The 16,528-nt window shown below is 70.7% G+C and carries 20 protein-coding genes; 9 read left to right on the forward strand and 11 right to left on the reverse strand.

Annotated features, from left to right (window positions below):
• Positions 1-14 precede the first annotated feature (14 nt).
• Genes priA through CF165_RS38245 form a run of 3 tightly spaced genes read right to left on the reverse strand, consistent with a single transcriptional unit; the run spans position 15 to position 2,293 of the window.
• Positions 15-752 (reverse strand): bifunctional 1-(5-phosphoribosyl)-5-((5-phosphoribosylamino)methylideneamino)imidazole-4-carboxamide isomerase/phosphoribosylanthranilate isomerase PriA, encoded by a 738-nt coding sequence (priA, locus tag CF165_RS38235; protein WP_093952482.1) that lies wholly within the window; start codon positions 750-752, stop codon positions 15-17.
• Between the two features lie 36 nt (positions 753-788).
• On the reverse strand, positions 789-1,406 hold the full coding sequence (gene hisH / locus CF165_RS38240) for an imidazole glycerol phosphate synthase subunit HisH (RefSeq protein ID WP_093952483.1): 618 nt from the start codon (positions 1,404-1,406) through the stop codon (positions 789-791).
• A gap of 32 nt (positions 1,407-1,438) precedes the next feature.
• A complete protein-coding gene (locus CF165_RS38245; RefSeq protein WP_093952484.1) occupies positions 1,439-2,293 on the reverse strand; it encodes a hypothetical protein in 855 nt (284 codons plus the stop codon).
• A 170-nt stretch (positions 2,294-2,463) separates the two neighbouring features.
• Here CF165_RS38245 and CF165_RS51835 point away from each other — a divergent pair, with 170 nt between their 5' ends.
• From CF165_RS51835 to CF165_RS38255, 3 genes are all read left to right on the forward strand, one after another.
• The gene (locus CF165_RS51835) at positions 2,464-2,640 is read left to right on the forward strand and encodes a hypothetical protein (RefSeq protein ID WP_167441698.1); all 177 of its coding nucleotides are present in this window, start codon (positions 2,464-2,466) and stop codon (positions 2,638-2,640) included.
• A 125-nt stretch (positions 2,641-2,765) separates the two neighbouring features.
• On the forward strand, positions 2,766-3,938 hold the full coding sequence (locus tag CF165_RS38250; protein ID WP_093952485.1) for an acyl-CoA dehydrogenase family protein: 1,173 nt from the start codon (positions 2,766-2,768) through the stop codon (positions 3,936-3,938).
• A 39-nt stretch (positions 3,939-3,977) separates the two neighbouring features.
• Positions 3,978-4,514: an NIPSNAP family protein gene (locus CF165_RS38255; RefSeq protein ID WP_093952486.1), complete on the forward strand. Its 537-nt coding sequence runs from the start codon at positions 3,978-3,980 to the stop codon at positions 4,512-4,514.
• Here CF165_RS38255 and CF165_RS38260 read toward each other — a convergent pair.
• Positions 4,485-5,012 (reverse strand): NUDIX hydrolase, encoded by a 528-nt coding sequence (locus tag CF165_RS38260; RefSeq protein ID WP_240521962.1) that lies wholly within the window; start codon positions 5,010-5,012, stop codon positions 4,485-4,487. The genes CF165_RS38255 and CF165_RS38260 overlap by 30 nt on opposite strands.
• A 109-nt stretch (positions 5,013-5,121) precedes the next feature.
• Here CF165_RS38260 and CF165_RS38265 point away from each other — a divergent pair, with 109 nt between their 5' ends.
• Together CF165_RS38265 and CF165_RS38270 are read left to right on the forward strand one after the other, a co-directional pair.
• Positions 5,122-5,346, forward strand: a complete 225-nt coding sequence (locus CF165_RS38265) for a hypothetical protein (RefSeq protein ID WP_093952487.1) — start codon at positions 5,122-5,124, stop codon at positions 5,344-5,346.
• Positions 5,343-6,437, forward strand: coding sequence for a hypothetical protein (locus CF165_RS38270; RefSeq protein WP_093952488.1), 1,095 nt, complete (start codon positions 5,343-5,345; stop codon positions 6,435-6,437). Before CF165_RS38265 ends, CF165_RS38270 begins: the two co-directional genes overlap by 4 nt.
• Here the strand turns inward: CF165_RS38270 and CF165_RS38275 are convergent.
• Both CF165_RS38275 and CF165_RS38280 read right to left on the reverse strand, forming a co-directional pair.
• The gene (locus CF165_RS38275; protein ID WP_093952499.1) at positions 6,415-7,305 is read right to left on the reverse strand and encodes a transketolase family protein; all 891 of its coding nucleotides are present in this window, start codon (positions 7,303-7,305) and stop codon (positions 6,415-6,417) included. The genes CF165_RS38270 and CF165_RS38275 overlap by 23 nt on opposite strands.
• Before the next feature lie 6 nt (positions 7,306-7,311).
• Positions 7,312-8,004, reverse strand: coding sequence for a thiamine pyrophosphate-binding protein (locus tag CF165_RS38280; RefSeq protein WP_093952489.1), 693 nt, complete (start codon positions 8,002-8,004; stop codon positions 7,312-7,314).
• Between the two features lie 52 nt (positions 8,005-8,056).
• Here CF165_RS38280 and soxR point away from each other — a divergent pair, with 52 nt between their 5' ends.
• Complete coding sequence (soxR, locus tag CF165_RS38285) at positions 8,057-8,518, forward strand: redox-sensitive transcriptional activator SoxR (RefSeq protein WP_093952490.1); 462 nt, start codon at positions 8,057-8,059, stop codon at positions 8,516-8,518.
• A gap of 32 nt (positions 8,519-8,550) precedes the next feature.
• Positions 8,551-9,084: an RNA 2'-phosphotransferase gene (locus CF165_RS38290; RefSeq protein ID WP_167441699.1), complete on the forward strand. Its 534-nt coding sequence runs from the start codon at positions 8,551-8,553 to the stop codon at positions 9,082-9,084.
• A 192-nt stretch (positions 9,085-9,276) separates the two neighbouring features.
• Here CF165_RS38290 and CF165_RS38295 read toward each other — a convergent pair whose 3' ends face one another.
• Complete coding sequence (locus CF165_RS38295; protein ID WP_093952491.1) at positions 9,277-9,864, reverse strand: TetR/AcrR family transcriptional regulator; 588 nt, start codon at positions 9,862-9,864, stop codon at positions 9,277-9,279.
• 205 nt (positions 9,865-10,069) lie between these two features.
• Here CF165_RS38295 and CF165_RS38300 point away from each other — a divergent pair, with 205 nt between their 5' ends.
• Positions 10,070-12,253, forward strand: a complete 2,184-nt coding sequence (locus CF165_RS38300) for an MMPL family transporter (protein ID WP_093952492.1) — start codon at positions 10,070-10,072, stop codon at positions 12,251-12,253.
• A 61-nt stretch (positions 12,254-12,314) separates the two neighbouring features.
• On the opposite strand, the gene CF165_RS51840 is transcribed toward CF165_RS38300, so the two are convergent.
• From CF165_RS51840 to hisD, 4 genes are read right to left on the reverse strand one after another with little or no spacing between them, the layout of a single operon-like run.
• On the reverse strand, positions 12,315-12,473 hold the full coding sequence (locus CF165_RS51840; protein ID WP_167441700.1) for a CG2302 family histidine operon protein: 159 nt from the start codon (positions 12,471-12,473) through the stop codon (positions 12,315-12,317).
• Positions 12,470-13,069, reverse strand: coding sequence for an imidazoleglycerol-phosphate dehydratase HisB (hisB, locus tag CF165_RS38305; RefSeq protein ID WP_093952493.1), 600 nt, complete (start codon positions 13,067-13,069; stop codon positions 12,470-12,472). Before hisB ends, CF165_RS51840 begins: the two co-directional genes overlap by 4 nt.
• Positions 13,066-14,166, reverse strand: coding sequence for a histidinol-phosphate transaminase (locus CF165_RS38310; protein ID WP_093952494.1), 1,101 nt, complete (start codon positions 14,164-14,166; stop codon positions 13,066-13,068). Before CF165_RS38310 ends, hisB begins: the two co-directional genes overlap by 4 nt.
• The gene (gene hisD / locus CF165_RS38315; protein WP_093952495.1) at positions 14,166-15,488 is read right to left on the reverse strand and encodes a histidinol dehydrogenase; all 1,323 of its coding nucleotides are present in this window, start codon (positions 15,486-15,488) and stop codon (positions 14,166-14,168) included. The genes CF165_RS38310 and hisD overlap by 1 nt, the downstream gene beginning before the upstream one ends.
• Positions 15,489-15,571: 83 nt before the next feature.
• Here hisD and CF165_RS38320 point away from each other — a divergent pair, with 83 nt between their 5' ends.
• On the forward strand, positions 15,572-16,366 hold the full coding sequence (locus tag CF165_RS38320; RefSeq protein ID WP_093952496.1) for a carbon-nitrogen hydrolase family protein: 795 nt from the start codon (positions 15,572-15,574) through the stop codon (positions 16,364-16,366).
• Positions 16,367-16,528 lie beyond the last annotated feature (162 nt).

Consider the following 16,528-nt stretch of genomic DNA (forward strand, 5'->3'; position numbering starts at 1 on the left):
GTGTCCCTGCTCGGTCAGACCTTCGCGACCGCGGCGAGGGCCTCGGGCAGGGTGAACGCGCCGGCGTAGAGCGCCTTGCCGACGATGGACCCTTCGACGCCGTCGGCGGCCAGGCCCGCCAGCGCGACGAGATCGTCCACACTGGACACCCCACCGGAGGCGATCACCGGCGCGTCGGTGCGGGCGACGACGTCCCGCAGCAGTTCGAGGTTCGGGCCGCGCAGCGTGCCGTCCTTGCTGACGTCGGTCACGACGTAGCGGGACGCGCCGTCGCGGTCCAGCCGCTCGAGGACCTCCCACAGGTCGCCGCCGTCGGAAGTCCAGCCACGGGCCGAAAGCCGGTGGCCGGCCTCGGTGATGCGGACGTCGAGGCCGATCGCGACGCGGTCGCCGTACTCGCCGATCACGCGCGCGGTCCACTCCGGGTCCTCGAGCGCCGCGGTGCCGAGGTTGACCCGGCGGGCACCGGTGGCCAGCGCGGCCCGCAGCGACGCGTCGTCGCGGATGCCGCCCGACAGCTCGACCTGGACGTCGAGCTTGCCGACGACCTCGGCGAGCAGCTCCCGGTTGCTGCCCTTGCCGAAGGCGGCGTCGAGGTCCACCAGGTGGATCCACTCGGCGCCGTCGCGCTGCCACGCGAACGCGGCCTCCAGCGGGCTGCCATAGGAGGTCTCGGTGCCGGCCTCGCCCTGGACGAGTCGCACGGCCTGGCCATCGGCCACATCAACGGCGGGAAGCAGCGTGAAAGTCACGCCGCTCACTCTAAGGCGGAGACCCGGATCACCCGGTCAGAGGGTCGCCAGCCAGTTGCGCAGCAGGTGCGCCCCGGCGTCGCCGGACTTCTCCGGGTGGAACTGGGTGGCCCACAGCGGCCCGTTCTCCACCGCGGCGACGAAGTCCTCGCCGTGGTTCGCCCAGGTGACCTTCGGCTCCTGGCCGGCCAGGCCGTCGAGCTCCCACTTGCGCGCGGCGTAGGAGTGCACGAAGTAGAACCGCTCGTCCGGGTCGAGGCCGGCGAACAGCTGCGAGTCCTCCGGAGCGCGGACGGTGTTCCAGCCCATGTGCGGCAGGACGTCGGCGTGCAGCCGGTCGACGACGCCGGGCCACTCCCCCGTGCCGTCGGTCTCCTCGCCGTGCTCGACGCCGCGGGAGAAGAGGATCTGCATGCCGACGCAGATGCCGAGCACCGGGCGGCCGCCTGCGAGGCGCTTGCCGATGATCCGGTGGCCCTTCACCTCCAGCAGCCCCGCCATGCACGCGGAGTACGCGCCGACGCCGGGCACGACCAGGCCGTCGGCTTCGATCGCGGCATGCGGGTCGGCGGTGACCTCGACTTCGGCCCCGGCGCGCGCCACGGCGCGTTCGGCGGAGCGGAGGTTGCCGGAACCGTAGTCGAGGATCACCACACGAGACACGCCACCCAGCGTAGCCGTCGTGCTCAGCGGCGCTCGAACGAATAGACGTCCGTCACCGTGTTGCACGGCGACGGCGGCACGACCTCGACGCGCAGCACGCCGGCGTCGTAGTCGACGCCTTCCGGGGTGAACGTGCCGGTGCAGGTGCTGACCAGCGGGACCTGGCCGATCTCGCGCACCTTCGCCGTGACGTCACGGCCGGTCAGCGGGCGGGCGAGATCGATCTGCAGGAGCTGCAGGTTCGTCGGGTACAGGTCGTTGTAGGGGTCGCTCGTCGCGCAGATCAGGCGCGTCGGCCCGACGAAGTCGCAGCCCTGGGCGCTCCGGATGTGGTGGTCGAGGTGGATGCGGGCGGCGACGGGCAGGTCGCCGGCCTGCTTCGGGGCCCGCGGGTTCAGGAACGGCGTCGGGGAGACGTAGAGGCGGTCGATCTCGCCGAGCGGGCCGGAGACCAGCCACTGGCCGTCGGGCGTGACGGCGACCTGGGCGTTCGCGTTGGCCGCGGGTTCGTCGGGCTGGAGCGGGTGGACGAACTCCGTCGTCGTCCCGTCCGGCTTGGTGACCAGGTACATCTTCGTGGCCGGCGCCGGGGTGCGGGTGTCCTGGTAGACGTCGAAGAGGTAGCCGTGCAGCGAGTCGGGGTCGCCGACGTGACCCCAGCCCTCGTCCTTGAGCGGCTGGGGGATGGTGGCGCCGTTGCGGTAGACGAGCTCGGGGGCGCGGCCGGGCAGCCGGAGCGTGGTGAGGCCTTCGCCGCTGATCCGGTTCTCCACGGTGGTGTGCCCGGCCTGGCGCCAGCCCGCTTCGTGCGCCGTGGCGACGCCGGTCGCGGTGAGCAGGGTGGCGGTGGTCAGAGCGAGCAGACTGGCCGCGCGCATGAGGGCTCCTCGGAAGTAGAGGCCTTGGCGGCGGCGACGCGATTCTGCCACGCGGGGCGGATCCCCCGGAAGAATCTTGGCGAAGGTCGTTTAAGGGTCCCGCTCGCTGGGTATCAAGTCACCCGATCGTGTGTCTCGAGCGCGCACGAGCGGACGCCAGGGAGGCGAAGATGGCCGAGGACGATCTGCTGTCCCAGATGCTGCACGCCTGGCGTGAAGACATCGAAAGCGTGCCGTTTCCGCAGTTCAGCGAGCTGCTGATCCCGCGCCAGCAGACCCGGCCGCGGTGCACGCCGAGCGCGTCTGCCGCCCGCGTGACGAACGCCACGCGGAGAACAGACGCTTGACTGTGGTTTCCTGCGAGGACCGCATCGCCGCGTTCCCCGGGAGCCCTCATGAGTGAGCCTGCGAACGAATCATTCGACACTGCGCCCAGGGCTCAGGCCGCGCCGAGCGTCAGCGAGGTGCGCGCATGAGCCGCTCGCCTGATCCTCACGACTTCCTCGACCTCGACGCCGGGCTCGCCGAGGAGGAACGCGCCATCCGCGACGCCGTCCGCGCGTACGCGAAGGACCACCTGCTGGACCACGTCGCGGACTGGTACGAAACGGGCGCGCTGCCCGCGGCGGAGCTGGCGAAGGGCTTCGGCTCGCTCGGCCTGCTCGGCATGCACCTGGAGGGCTACGGCTGCGCCGGCACCAGCGCGGTCGCGTACGGCATCGCGTGCCGCGAGCTCGAGGCCGTCGACTCGGGGCTGCGGAGCTTCGTCTCGGTGCAGGGCTCGCTGGCGATGTACGCGATCCACAAGTGGGGCAGCGAGGAGCACCGTCAGGAGTGGCTGCCGCGGATGGCCACCGGCGACGCGCTGGGCTGCTTCGGCCTGACCGAGCCGGACGCGGGCAGCGACCCGGGCTCGATGCGGACGCGCGCGGTGCGCGACGGGTCCGACTGGGTGCTTTCGGGCACGAAGATGTGGATCACCAACGGCACCGTCGCCGACGTCGCGGTCGTCTGGGCGCAGACCGACGACGGGATCCGCGGGTTCGTCGTCCCGACGACGGCGCCGGGGTTCACCGCCAACGAGGTCAAGCACAAGCTCTCGCTGCGGGCGTCGTTGACCGCGGAACTGGTGCTGGACGGCGTCCGGCTGCCCGCGTCGGCGGCGTTCCCCGAGGTCCGGGGGCTGCGCGGGCCGCTGTCCTGCCTGAACGAGGCCCGCTACGGGATCCTGTTCGGCGTGGTCGGCGCGGCACGCGCGTGTTACGAATCGGCGTTGGAGTACACACTTTCGCGCTCGCAGTTCGGCAAGCCGCTGGCCGGGTTCCAGCTGACCCAGCGGAAGCTGGCCGACCTGGTCGTCGAGGTCAACCGTGCCGGGCTGGTGGCGCTGCAGATCGGGCGGCTGAAGGACGCCGGCGCCCTGCACCACAACCACGTCAGCTTCGGCAAGATGGCGAACGTGCGATCGGCGCTGGACGTGGCGCGAACGGCCCGTTCGATGCTCGGCGCCAACGGGATTTCGCTGGAGTACCCGGTGATGCGGCACATGGCGAACCTGGAGACGGTGCTGACGTACGAGGGCACGGAGGAGATGCACGCGCTGTCGCTCGGCCAGGCCGTCACGGGGCTGGCCGCGTTCCGCTGATCGTTTTTTTGTCGGTAGTGCCCGGTAGCTTCCGCTCCCATGACGTTCACCGATTTCGAAACCGTGGTGGAGCTGCGGCGCTACACGCTGAAGCCCGGACGGCGCGACGAGCTGATCGAGCTGTTCGAGCGCGAGTTCATCGAGCCCCAGGAGGCGGCGGGCGCGCACCTGTTCGGGCTGTTCCGGTCCCGGGCGGCACCGGACGAGTTCGTCTGGCTGCGGGGTTTCCGCTCGATGGAGGCCCGCAAGGCGGCACTGGAAGAGTTCTACTTCGGCCCGGTGTGGCGCCGTTTCCGGGACGCGGCTAACGCGACGATGATCGACTCGGACGACGTCCTGCTGCTGCGCCCGGTCCGGCGCGGGCTCGCTTCGTCACCACCGGGCGCAGGCGTGTACGTGACGGTTTCCGCTCCGTCATCGCCGCCGGAGCCGGCGTTCGCGGCGTTCGAGACCGAGCCGTCTCCGAACACGTTCCCGCAGCTGCCGGTCCGGGCGGACGGGCCGTTCTCGGTGTGGTTCAGCCGGGAGCCGGGCGGGCTGGAACTCTCACCGACCTCCCGGTCCCTGCTCCGGTGAGAGCAGCCCGATGAGCCCGTCGGGATAAAGGATCTTGCTCCCGTCGCGGAAGCCGGCCACGTCGACCCAGCACGCGGTGGCGGGCTCGTCGATGATCTTCATTTCGTCGCGCTCGTAGAAGCTCGGGTCGACGAAGGCGGCTTCGTAGAGAAAGGCGATCTCGTGACCGGCAGTGCCCCGCCAGGTGAAGACGTTCTCGAGCACGCCGAGCCGTTTGCCGACTTCGATCTCGGCGCCGAGTTCTTCGCCGAACTCGCGCTTGAGCGCGTCCTTGCTGCTCTCGCCGAACTCGACCCCACCGCCGAGCGGCCGGTAGTAGGTCTCGTCCTTGAAGTCGTCGCGCCCTTCGAAGACGAGAAGTGCGTCCCCGCGCCGGATGACCGCCAACGCGAGCGGCCTGATCGTGAGCCCCATGGAAGTCACGCTATCGGTCGGCCGCTCCCGAAGCACGACCCAGCCGAGCCGGCCGGCACCGCACGCGAGGAGCACGATGCCCACGGCGGGCACCGCCCAGGGCGAACACCTCATCCCCACCTCGTCCCGCACAGTCGACTGGGCCTGAATGCTGACCTAACATGGTCGGGTCCTGGAGGGCGGGGTGAGGCGGATGCGAGCTCTGCGGCTGGCGCTCACGCTCGCCCGGTTCCAGGCTGTGCTCGGCTTCGACAATCCACCGTCTCGGCTCCCCGGCGACCGGCCCGGCGCCGAGGACGACGATCCCGAGCTGGTCTGCCCGAACTGCCGGCGGAAGAAACACACCGTGCGCCGGGAAGCTCCGGGACGGTACGTCTGCGACCGTTGCGGGCAGCGAGTGGAAACGGACGGACGATGACCTCGTCGATCGCCGGCCCGGCTCTGTCGGTCGGCAGCCGTGTAGGTCGCTATTTCGGTCTGGTCAGCATGGTCCCGTCGCTGTTCCTGGTGTTGTGGGCGGCTGCTTTGCACGCGAGCCACGCGTGGCGAGGGCAGCCGGATTTCCAGGCGCTTAAGGACTGGCTCGAGACCATCTCGGTCCGCAACATCGCCTGGATCGTCCTGGCGACGCTCGCGGTCGGCCTTTTCCTGCATCCGCTGCAGTTCGCGATGACCCGGCTCCTCGAAGGCTATTGGGGAAGTTCGTGGCCCGCCCGCGCCGCCCTGCGCTGGCGGATCGGCCACCACCGCCGACGGGAGGCGCGGCTGGTCAACCGGCGCCAGGTCCTCGGCCGGCGATGGCAGGCCGGGCTCGACAAGATCCTGGCCCGGCGCGGAATCGATCCCGCCGATGCCGCGGACCACCGGGACGAGCTCTTCCGATCCCGCATGGGAGACCGGTTCTCCGGACTGTACGCAGCGAAGGAATCGCTCCGGGCCGCCCTCCGGACATTCCCGGCCGCCTATCCCGCCCGCGACCGCATCATGCCCACCCGGCTCGGCAACGCCCTCCGGAGCGGCGAAGACACCGCCGGCCGCCAATACGGCATCGACGCGATCCTCACGGCACCGCACTTGGTCCTGGTGGCCGAGGAAAGTCACGTGCGTTATCTGCGCGACAGCCGGCAACAGTTCGACACCGCGGTCAGATTGTGCGTGGTTTCGTTCCTGGCCTTCCTGATGACCGTGGCCACCCTGACCACCGACGGCTGGTGGCTGTTCCTGGCGCTCGCTCCCTGCGCCTTGACCTCCATCGCCTACCGGGCGTCGGTCGCCTCGGCGACCGACTACATGGTCGCCGTGGCGACGGTGATCGATCTCAACCGGTTCAAGCTGTACGAGAGCCTGCACGTCGCACTGCCCCGGAACACCGTCGAAGAACGGTGGAACAACAAGAAGCTGATGGCCCTCCTCGATCAGCAGCGGGATTCCAGCGTCCGCTACGAACACCCGGCCGCCGGCACCCCCGGCACCGGCGACGCCACTCCTACTCCCCCAGGAACTCCCTGATCGACAGTCCCAGCGACCCCGCGTCCAGCCCGTGCGCCAGGTCGTGGTCCGCGATCCCGCCGTAGGTCCGGACCTCGGTGTCGCGCCGCACGCCCAGCGACTTCAGCCGGTGGGGCACGTCCGAAAGCGCCTCGCCGACCCAGAACGCCGACGTCCCGGCCAGGTACGGTTCCACGAGCACGACCGAGGCGGACGCCGAGAGCACCGCCGACCGCAGGCCCGCCGCGTCGAACGGGCGGATCGTCGACGCGTACAGCACCGTGACGTCCAGGCCCGCCGTCGCCCGCAGCACCCGGTCCAGCACCGGGCCCACGGCCACCACGACTCCGCGCGAGCCCTGCCGCAGCCGCGTGAAGCCGACCCCCAGGTGCGGGGAAGCGTTCTCCTGCGCGGACAGGCGCAGGTAGACCCGCCCGTCACCCGGGACCGACTCCAGCAGCAGCCGCCGCGCCTCCTCCGGGTGGCCCGGCACGTGCACCGTCCAGCCCGGCAGCGAATCGATCAGCGCGACGTCGCCGGGGGACTGGTGCGTGCGGCCCGCCGTCGACATGTCGTACGACGCGCCCCATGACACGAGGACGCCGCCCACCTCCTGGTGCGAAAAGTCGAGCTTGATCTGCTCGAAAGCACGCTCCACCAGGAACGACGGGAACGTGTGCACGATCGGCCGCAGGCCCGCGAGCGCCAGCCCGGCGCCCGCGCTGACCAGCAGCTGTTCGCGGATCCCGACGTTGATCACGCGGTCCGGGTGCCGCCGCGCGACCCCGGCCAGCTGCGCCGCGGAGATGTCGGCCAGCACGACGGCGACGTCCGGATCGGCGTCGATGATCTTTTCGGTGGTGGCGAGGAACGTTTCCCGCATCGGCAGCACGGTTCAGCCCTTCGGTTCGACGACGGCGACCACGGCGAGCGGCCGGCCGGGGTGGGCGGTGGTGAAAGCTTCGTACAGCGCGTCGTGATCACGGCCGGACACCGTGCGCGTCTCCCAGCCTTCGACGGCGAAGCGGCGGGCGATCCCGCCCGGCCAGCCGCGCGTCGACGACTGGTTGTCGACCACCACCGTGGTCAGGTTTTCGAGGCCGGCCCGCGCCGCGACGACGATCGCTTCGTGGTTCGAGCCTTCGTCCAGCTCGGCGTCGCCGACGAGCGTCACGACCTTGGCTTCCGTCAGGCCGCGCGCCCGCAGGCCGAACGCGGTGCCGAGCGCGATCGGCAGGCCGTGGCCGAGGGAGCCGCTGGAGATCTCGACGCCGGGGATCCGCCGCCGGTCGGGGTGATGACCGAGCCGGGACACCGGGTCGGACCAGGTCGGCAGCTCGGCTTCGGAGATGAAGCCCTTCACGGTGAGCACGGCGTAGTAGGCCATCGGACCGTGGCCCTTGGACAGCAGGAAGCGGTCACGGCCGGGTTGGCGGAAGTTGTCCGGCGTGACGCCGAGCACCCGGTCGTAGAGCACCCACAGGACGTCCAAAGTGGACTCCGCGGCGGCGGTGTGCTTTTCGTCTCCGGTCATCAGCGAAATCAGCCGCGGCAGCTCGGCGTAGCCCGGTTCGGTCACAGTGGTCATGACACGACGATGCAACCTCGACCAAACTCGAAGTCAAGGATAGTCTGACCTGGTGACCAGGCTCGCTGAACATCTCAGCATCGGACAGGTGGCGGAACGCAGCGGGGTTCCGCACACGGCACTGCGGTTCTACGAGGAGAAGGGGCTGATCGGTTCGGAGCGGTCGGCGGGCAACCAGCGCCGCTATTCCCGCTCGGTGCTGCGCCGGATCGCGTTCATCCGCGCCGCGCAACGGGTCGGCCTTTCGCTCGAAGACATCAGCTCGGCACTGGCGACGCTGCCGGTGGACCACGCCCCGACGAAAGCCGACTGGGCGCGGCTGTCCCGCGACTGGCAGCACGAGCTCGACGCGCGGATCGACGCCCTGCAACGCCTCCGGGACCGGCTCACCGGCTGCGTCGGCTGCGGGTGCCTTTCCCTGCGCAGCTGCGTGCTCTACAACAACGACGACGAGCTGGCCCGCTTCGGGCCGGGGGCGAGCAAACTGCGTCCTGCGGTCGAAGGCGGCATTTAACCGGTTGCCCGCGGCGGGATGCTGAGGAGGCAATGAACGAAAAGGAAATGACCCGCATCTCGAAGCGGCTGGCGCGGCACCTGCGTCACGATCCCGCCGCACTCGGCCTCACCCTCGCCCCCGGCGGCTGGGTTCCCGTCGACACGCTCGTGCGCGCGCTCTCGATCACCCGCGAGGAGCTCGACGAAGTCGTCGAGAAGAACAACAAGCGCCGCTTCGCCTTCGACGAGACCGGCACGCGCATCCGCGCGAGCCAGGGCCACAGCGTCACGGTGGACCTCGGCCTGCCGGACGCGACCCCGCCGGACGTGCTCTACCACGGCACGGTGGCGAAGTTCCTCGACGCGATCTTCCGCGAGGGCCTGCGCCCGATGAACCGCCACGCGGTCCACCTCTCGGCGACGGTCGAGACGGCCAGGATCGTCGGAGCCCGCCGCGGCAAGCCGGTCATCCTGCGCGTCGACGCCGCCGCCATGGCCGCGGCAGGCCACAGGTTCCAGGTGAGCGCCAACGAAGTCTGGCTGACAGCCACAGTCCCCCCAACCTGCCTCTCCCCCCTCACCTGACAACCCACCTCACGTGATGCCCCTCCAATCACGCGAGATGCCCCTCCAATCACGTGAGATCGCCGCTCAATCACGCGAGTTCCGGCCCTGATCACACGAACCGGCCGTCCAGGTACGCGAGTCCCGTGATCAAAGGGGCATCACCCGTGATTGCGGAGGCATCACGTGTGATTGGCGGGGCATCTCTCGTGATCAGAGGGCCGACACGGGGGTCCGGCGGCGGGGGCGGCCGAGGAGGCGGCGGCCGACGTCGAGGAGCTCCACGCGGAGTTCGTCGTCGCCGAGGCCGGCCAGGTCCGGGGAGCCGCCGGCCATCGCGATGCCGGTCACGGCCACGAGCGCGTTGACGCGGGCCGTCGTGTCCGGGTCGGGGCCGGAGAGGATGCCGAGCAGCACGCGGCCGAAACCTTCCATCCCGCCGTGCGCGGACTTCTCGATCGCGCGGGCGATGCCCGGGTCGCTCGAAAACAGCGCCACCAGCGCCCGGTGGCGGATCACCAGGTCGACGAAACCGTCGAGCAGCAGGTCCACCTGCGCGCCGCGCCGCTTCTGCGCCGCCGCTCGGCGCACCAGCTCGTCCAGGTCGCGGATGCCCGGCTCAGCCACCGCCTCGGTGATCTCCGCCTTCGTCTTGAAGTGGTAGTAGACGGCGGCCTTGGTGATCCCCAGCGCATCGGCGATCATCTGCAGCGACGTGCCCTCGACCCCGTGTTCGGTGAACAGGCGCAGGGCCGTCTGCAGCAGTCGGGTCCGGGTGTCCTCGGCCGGGCCGGCGGTCATTCGTCCTCCTCATCGAGCCGTCGGAGCCTACGTCACGGCTTGTCGATCGGCAAACCGGTTCCTTGCCGATCGACAAGGAATAAACCTGCTGTTCGGCAAGTCACATACTTGCCGATCGGCTTGGAGTCTCCCTTGCCGATCGGCTAGCGTGGGACTCACTTGACGGAGTGACTGGACCCCCGTTCAGGCGAAATGGAGCTGACTCGTGGCGACCTTCCTATACCGGCTCGGCCGGTTTTCCTTCCGACGGAGAGCGCTGGTCGCGGCCGTCTGGGCGGCCGTCCTGGTGGCGCTCGGGCTGGGCGCGCTGACGCTGTCGGGCCAGCTGTCGAACTCGGTCACGATCCCCGGCACGGAGTCGCAGCGGGCGATCGACCAGCTGACCGAGAAGTTTCCGCAGGCCAAGGCGGGCGGGGCCACCGCACGGGTGGCGATCGAGGCCCCGGCCGGGACCACGGTGACCGACGCCAAGGGCAAGGCCGCCGTCGAGGCCCTGGTCGCGCAGCTGAAGACGGCGCCGAAGGTCTCGGCCGTCGTCGACCCGTTCCAGGCGCAGTCGATCTCACCCGATCGGCGCGTCGCGCTCGCCCAGGTCAGTTACGGAGCGAAGGCGTACGAACTGACCGACGGGGACCGCCAGGCGCTGCTGGACACCGCGAACGCCGGTCGTGCCGCCGGGTTCACCGTCGAGTTCGGCGGCGACGCCGTGCAAGGCGCGCCCGCGACCGGCGCCACCGAGGGCCTGGGCGTCGCGGTCGCCGCCGTCGTGCTGGTCATCACCTTCGGCTCGCTGCTCGCGGCCGGGATCCCGCTGCTCACCGCCCTGATCGGCGTCGGCATCGGGATGGCGGGCATCCTGCTCGCCTCCGGTTTCCTCGAGCTGAACTCGAACACGCCGATCCTGGCGCTGATGATCGGCCTGGCCGTCGGCATCGACTACGCGCTGTTCATCGTGTCGCGCTACCGCCACGAGCTGGGCATCGGCCGAGATCCCGAGGAAGCCGCCGGACGCGCGGCGGGCACCGCCGGCTCGGCCGTCGTGTTCGCCGGGCTGACCGTCATCATCGCGCTGGCCGGCCTCACCGTCATCGGCATCCCGTTCCTCGGCCAGATGGGCGTCGCCGCGGCGGTGACCGTCGCGATCGCCGTGGTCATCGCGCTGACGCTGCTGCCCGCCATCCTCGGCTTCGCCGGGTCCCGGGTCGCCGGTGGCCGCATCCGGCTGCGGCGCAAGCCGGTCGAAACGACGCACGGCGAACGCTGGGCGCGGTTCGTCGCCCGCCACCGGATCCCGGTGCTGCTCGTCGCGCTGGCCGGGATGGCCCTCGTCGCGCTGCCCGCGCTCGGCATGCAGCTGGGCCTGCCCAACGACAGCACCGCCGCGCCGGAGTCGACGCAGCACAAGGCGTACGAAATCGTCAGCCGCAGCTTCGGCGAAGGCGCGAACGGGCCGCTCCTGGTCGTCGTCGACATCGGCGCGAGCGCCAACCGCCAGGCGGCGCTCGGCCAGGCCGCGGCCGACATCCAGAAGCTGCCCGACGTCGCCGCCGTGACGCCGCCGCGCGTCAACCAGACCGGTGACACGGCGTTGCTGACGGTGATCCCGAAGAGCGGCCCGAGCAGCACCCAGACCGAAGACCTGGTGGCCGCGATCCGAGCCGAATCCGGCTCGCTGGACGCGAAGCTGGCCGTGACCGGGCAGACCGCGGCGAACATCGACGTCTCGGCCAAGCTGTCCGACGCGATGCTGCCGTACCTCGCGCTGATCGTCGGGCTGGCGTTCGTGCTGCTGATGCTGGTGTTCCGCTCGGTCGTGGTGCCGCTGAAGGCGACGATCGGTTTCCTCGGCTCGGTCGCGGCGACGTTCGGCGCGGTGGTCGCGGTGTTCCAGTGGGGCTGGCTGACCGATCTCCTCGGCGTCGAATCGACCGGGCCGATCATGAGCATGCTGCCGATCCTGCTGATCGGCGTGCTGTTCGGGCTGGCGATGGACTACCAGGTGTTCCTGGTGACGCGGATGCGCGAGGAGCACGTGCACGGCGCCGAGCCGCAGGAGGCCATGGTCACCGGCTTCCGGCACGGGGCCCGGGTCGTCGTGGCGGCGGCACTGATCATGATCAGCGTGTTCGCCGGGTTCGTGCTCGCCGAGTCCACGCTGATCCAGTCGATCGGGTTCGCGCTGGCGTTCGGCGTGCTGATGGACGCGTTCGTGGTCCGCATGACGCTGGTCCCGGCGGTGATGTCCCTGCTCGGCCGCGGCGCGTGGTGGCTGCCGAAGTGGCTGGACCGCATCCTGCCGGACGTCGACGTGGAGGGCGAGAAGCTGACGAAACACCTCGACGACGCCCCTGGCGACGACGGCCGCGAGCTGGTCGGCGCGAGCCGCTAGCGAACTGCCATGAGGGGCACCTTCATGGACTTGATGTCCATGAAGGTGCCCCTCATGGCTTTCAGCTCGAGAACCAGAAGATCGCGCCGCCGATGGCGAGCAGGGCCGCTACTCCCAGCACCGCCGCCATGAACTTGGCCGTCTTCCACGTCGAGTAGACCCCGCCCACCAGGAACCCTCCCAGGGCGAGCAGGAGCACTCCGACGACTCCGTTGCTCACAGGACGCCCTTCGTGGAGGGGATGCCGGCCGCGCGGGGGTCCGGTTCCGTTGCCGCGCGCAAGGCCCTGGCCACCGCCTTGTACTCCGCCTCCGCGATGTGGTGCGGGTCGCGGCCGTGGATCACCCTTACGTGCAGGGCGATCTGGGCGTGGAACGACAGCGAGTCGAACACGTGGCGCGTCAGGACGAACGGGTAGTTGTTGCCGATCGTGAACGTGGTGAACTGCTCCGGCTCGCCCACGTGCACGCAGTACGGCCGGCCCGACACGTCGATCGCCGCGTGGGCCAGGGTTTCGTCCATGGGGATCCACGCGTCGCCGAAGCGGCGGATGCCGCTCTTGTCGCCCAGGGCCTGGCGGATCGCCTGGCCCAGCACGATCGCCGTGTCCTCGACCGTGTGGTGGGCGTCGATGTGGACGTCGCCGGTGGCCTCGACCTTCAGGTCCAGCGAGCCGTGGACGCCGAACGCCGTCAGCATGTGGTCGTAGAACGGCACGCCGGTCGAGATCTCGACCTCGCCCGTGCCGTCGAGGTCCAGCTGGACGGAGATCGAGGACTCCTTGGTGGTCCGTTCGACCTTGCCGATGCGGGTCATCGCGAGACTTCCTTACTCGCCTCGAGGAAGGCGTCGTTCTCTTCCGGGGTGCCGATGCTCACGCGCAGGTGACCCGGGATGCCCGGGTCGCGGATCAGCACCCCGTGGTCCAAATAGGACTGCCAGGCCTCGTGCGGGTCGCCGAACCGTCCGAAGAGGACGAAGTTCGAGTCGCTCGGGACCGGGTCGTAACCCAGGCCCGCCAGCGCCTCCACCACGCGGTCGCGTTCCGCGGCCAGCTTGTGCACACTGTCCAAAGTGGCGTCCGCGTGCCGCAGCGCCGCTCGCGCCGCCGCCTGCGTCAGCCGCGAAAGGTGGTACGGCAGACGCACCAGCTGCAGCGCGTCGACCACCGCCGGGGCCGCCGCCAGGTAGCCGAGCCGGCCGCCCGCGAAGGCGAACGCCTTGCTCATGGTGCGCGACACGATCAGTCGCGACGGGTAGTCCGCCAGCAGCTCGACCGCGCTCGGCTGCGACGAAAACTCCGCGTACGCCTCGTCGACCACCACGATCCCGGTGGCCGCATCGAGCAAAGAACGCAGTTCGGAAAGCGGGATCGACCCGCCCGTCGGGTTGTTCGGGCTGGTGACGAACACGACGTCCGGACGACGTTCCGAGATGACCGCGGCCGCCGCGGCCGTGTCGAGGCTGAAGTCGTCGCGGCGCGGCGCCGGGACCCACTCGGTGCGGGTGCCCGAGGCGATGATCGGGTGCATCGAGTACGACGGCTCGAAGCCGAGCGCGCTGCGCCCGGGGCCGCCGAACGCCTGCAGGATCTGCTGCAGCACCTCGTTGGACCCGTTGGCCGCCCAGACGTTCGCCTCCGACAGCACCACCCGCGTCGACACGCTCAGGTAGTCGGCCAGGTCCTGGCGCAACGCCACCGCGTCGCGGTCCGGGTAGCGGTGCAGCTCGACTGCCTCCGCGCGGACCGCCTCCGCGACGTCCGCGACCAGCTCGGGCGGCGGCGGGTAGGGGTTTTCGTTGGTGTTGAGCCGGACCGGGACGTCCAGCTGCGGTGCGCCGTACGGCGATTTGCCGCGCAGGTCGTCCCGCAGCGGCAGCTCGTCCAGGGTGACGTCTTCGCCGATCGTCATCAGACCGAACCTCCGAAGCGTGCGACGACGGCCTCGCCGTGCGCGGGCAGGTCCTCGGCGTTGGCCAGCGCGACGACGCGCCCGGCGACCTCGCGCAGCGCGTCCTCGGAGTAGTCCACGACGTGGATGCCCTTGAGGAAGCTCTGCACGGACAGGCCCGAGGAGTGGCGGGCGAACCCGCCGGTGGGCAGCACGTGGTTGGACCCGGCGCAGTAGTCGCCGAGCGAAACCGGGGCGTACGCGCCGACGAAGATCGCGCCCGCGTTGCGGACCCGGGCGGCGACCGCGCGCGCGTCCGCCGTCTGGATCTCCAGGTGCTCGGCGGCGTAGGCGTCGACGACGCGCAGTCCGTCGTCCACTGTGGACACCAGGATGACGCCGGACTGCTTGCCGGCCAGCGCCTCGGCGACGCGCTCGGTGTGCTTCGTCGCCGCGACGCGGTTCACCAGCACCTTGTCGACGGCGTCGGCCAGCTCGATCGACGTCGTGACCAGGACGCTCGCTGCCAGGGGGTCGTGCTCGGCCTGGCTGATCAGGTCGGCGGCGACGTGCACCGGGTCGGCCGTCTCGTCGGCGAGGATGGCGATCTCGGTGGGCCCGGCCTCGGAGTCGATGCCGATCAGGCCGCGCAGCAGCCGCTTGGCCGCGGTGAGGTAGATGTTGCCCGGCCCGGTGACGATGTCGACGGGCGCCAGCTCGGCGCCGTCGGTGTCCGTGCCGCCGTACGCCAGCAACGCGACGGCCTGCGCGCCGCCGGCCGCCCACACCTCGTCGACGCCGAGCAGCTCGGCCGCGGCGAGGATGGCCGGGTGCGGGAGCCCGTCGAACGCGGCCTGCGGCGGCGAGCACACGACCAGCGAGCCGACGCCGGCGATCTGCGCCGGCACGACGTTCATCACCACGGTCGAGGGGTACACCGCCAGCCCGCCCGGGGCGTACAGCCCGACGCGCTCGACCGGCACCCATTTCTCGGTCACCGTGCCGCCCTCGACGACCGTGGTCGTCACGTCGGTGCGGCGCTGCTCGGCGTGGACCTTCCGGGCGCGCGTGATCGACTCCTCCAGCGCGGCGCGGACCTCCGGGTCGAGCTGCGCGAGGGCCTCGGTCAGCTTCGCCCGCGGCACCCGCACGGCACCGGGGCGGACCTTGTCGAACTTCTCGGTGTACTCGAGGACGGCTTCGACACCGCGGTCACGGACCGCCTCGACCACCGGGCGCACGTGATGCAGCGCCGCGTCCACGTCGTATTCGGCGCGGGGGAGCGTGGCGCGCAGTTCGGCGGCGGTCGGGACCTGCCCACGCAGGTCGGTGCGGTTCAACATGCCCCCAGGGTACGAGGTCACGCCGAACGGGTTTTCAGCGATACTCCCCCATGACGGCCGATCCCAGAATGCAGGAGGCAGCGGTGGCGCGAATCGCGTTGTGCCAGGTCAACTCGGGTGACGATCCGGAGGCGAACCTGAAACTGGTTCGCTCCGGGGTGGAAGCCGCGGTGGCGGGCGGCGCGCGGATCGTCGTGTTCCCCGAGGCGACGATGGCGCGCTTCGGGCGTCCGCTGGAGCCGGTCGCCCAGGTGCTGGACGGGCCGTGGGCCTCGGCGGTCGCCGTGGTCGCCGCGGAGCACGGCGTGGTGGTCGTGGCCGGCATGTTCACCCCCGCGGACGAGGGCCGCGTGCGCAACACGCTGCTGATCACCGGCGCCGGGCACCACCTCGGCTACGACAAGATCCACCTCTACGACGCGTTCGGCTTCGCCGAGTCCGACACGGTCGCCCCGGGCACCGCGCCAGTGACGTTCGAGCACGACGGCATCGTGTACGGCGTCGCGACCTGCTACGACGTGCGCTTCCCGGAGCTGTTCCGCGCGCTGGCCGACGACGGCGCCGACGTCGTGCTGCTGCCGGCGTCGTGGGGTGCGGGAGCGGGCAAGCGGGAGCAGTGGGAGGTCCTGGTGCGGGCGCGGGCCCTCGATTCGGGCTGCTGGGTGCTGGCGTGCGGCCAGGCCGACCCGGCGGCGACGGGCACCGAGGTCAACCCGAAGGCCCCGACGGGAATCGGGTATTCGCTGGCCGCGGACGGCTTCGGCCGCGTGCCGGCGGCGGCCGGGGCCGAGCCGGAGATGCTGCTGGTCGACGTGGACCCGGCGGTGTCGGCTCAGGCCCGCACGGCCACCGGCGCCCTGGCCAACCGGCGCCTCTAGCGCCCCAATGTGGCGTTCGGTGCGTCCAACGCACCCAACGCCACATTGGGTGCGTTCAGCGCAACCAACGCCACATTGGGTGCTCCATCCATGCCCCCGCCACCACCCTCAACGGAGGCGCTTCGCGCCGCAGTGCCTATTCCACGCAACCAACGCCACATT

This window comes from Amycolatopsis vastitatis (assembly GCF_002234595.1).
In the GTDB taxonomy this organism is placed as follows: domain Bacteria; phylum Actinomycetota; class Actinomycetes; order Mycobacteriales; family Pseudonocardiaceae; genus Amycolatopsis; species Amycolatopsis vastitatis.

Excerpts from the sequence above, each read along its gene's own strand:
- CF165_RS38245 (WP_093952484.1), bottom strand. The coding sequence starts at position 2,293 with ATGCGCGCGGCCAGTCTGCTCGCTCTGACCACCGCCACCCTGCTCACC.
- CF165_RS51835 (WP_167441698.1), top strand. The coding sequence starts at position 2,464 with ATGGCCGAGGACGATCTGCTGTCCCAGATGCTGCACGCCTGGCGTGAA.
- CF165_RS38250 (WP_093952485.1), top strand. The coding sequence starts at position 2,766 with ATGAGCCGCTCGCCTGATCCTCACGACTTCCTCGACCTCGACGCCGGG.
- CF165_RS38255 (WP_093952486.1), top strand. The coding sequence starts at position 3,978 with ATGACGTTCACCGATTTCGAAACCGTGGTGGAGCTGCGGCGCTACACG.
- CF165_RS38265 (WP_093952487.1), top strand. The coding sequence starts at position 5,122 with ATGCGAGCTCTGCGGCTGGCGCTCACGCTCGCCCGGTTCCAGGCTGTG.
- CF165_RS38270 (WP_093952488.1), top strand. The coding sequence starts at position 5,343 with ATGACCTCGTCGATCGCCGGCCCGGCTCTGTCGGTCGGCAGCCGTGTA.
- CF165_RS38280 (WP_093952489.1), bottom strand. The coding sequence starts at position 8,004 with ATGACCACTGTGACCGAACCGGGCTACGCCGAGCTGCCGCGGCTGATT.
- CF165_RS38290 (WP_167441699.1), top strand. The coding sequence starts at position 8,551 with ATGAACGAAAAGGAAATGACCCGCATCTCGAAGCGGCTGGCGCGGCAC.
- CF165_RS38295 (WP_093952491.1), bottom strand. The coding sequence starts at position 9,864 with ATGACCGCCGGCCCGGCCGAGGACACCCGGACCCGACTGCTGCAGACG.
- hisB (WP_093952493.1), bottom strand. The coding sequence starts at position 13,069 with ATGACCCGCATCGGCAAGGTCGAACGGACCACCAAGGAGTCCTCGATC.
- CF165_RS38310 (WP_093952494.1), bottom strand. The coding sequence starts at position 14,166 with ATGACGATCGGCGAAGACGTCACCCTGGACGAGCTGCCGCTGCGGGAC.
- hisD (WP_093952495.1), bottom strand. The coding sequence starts at position 15,488 with ATGTTGAACCGCACCGACCTGCGTGGGCAGGTCCCGACCGCCGCCGAA.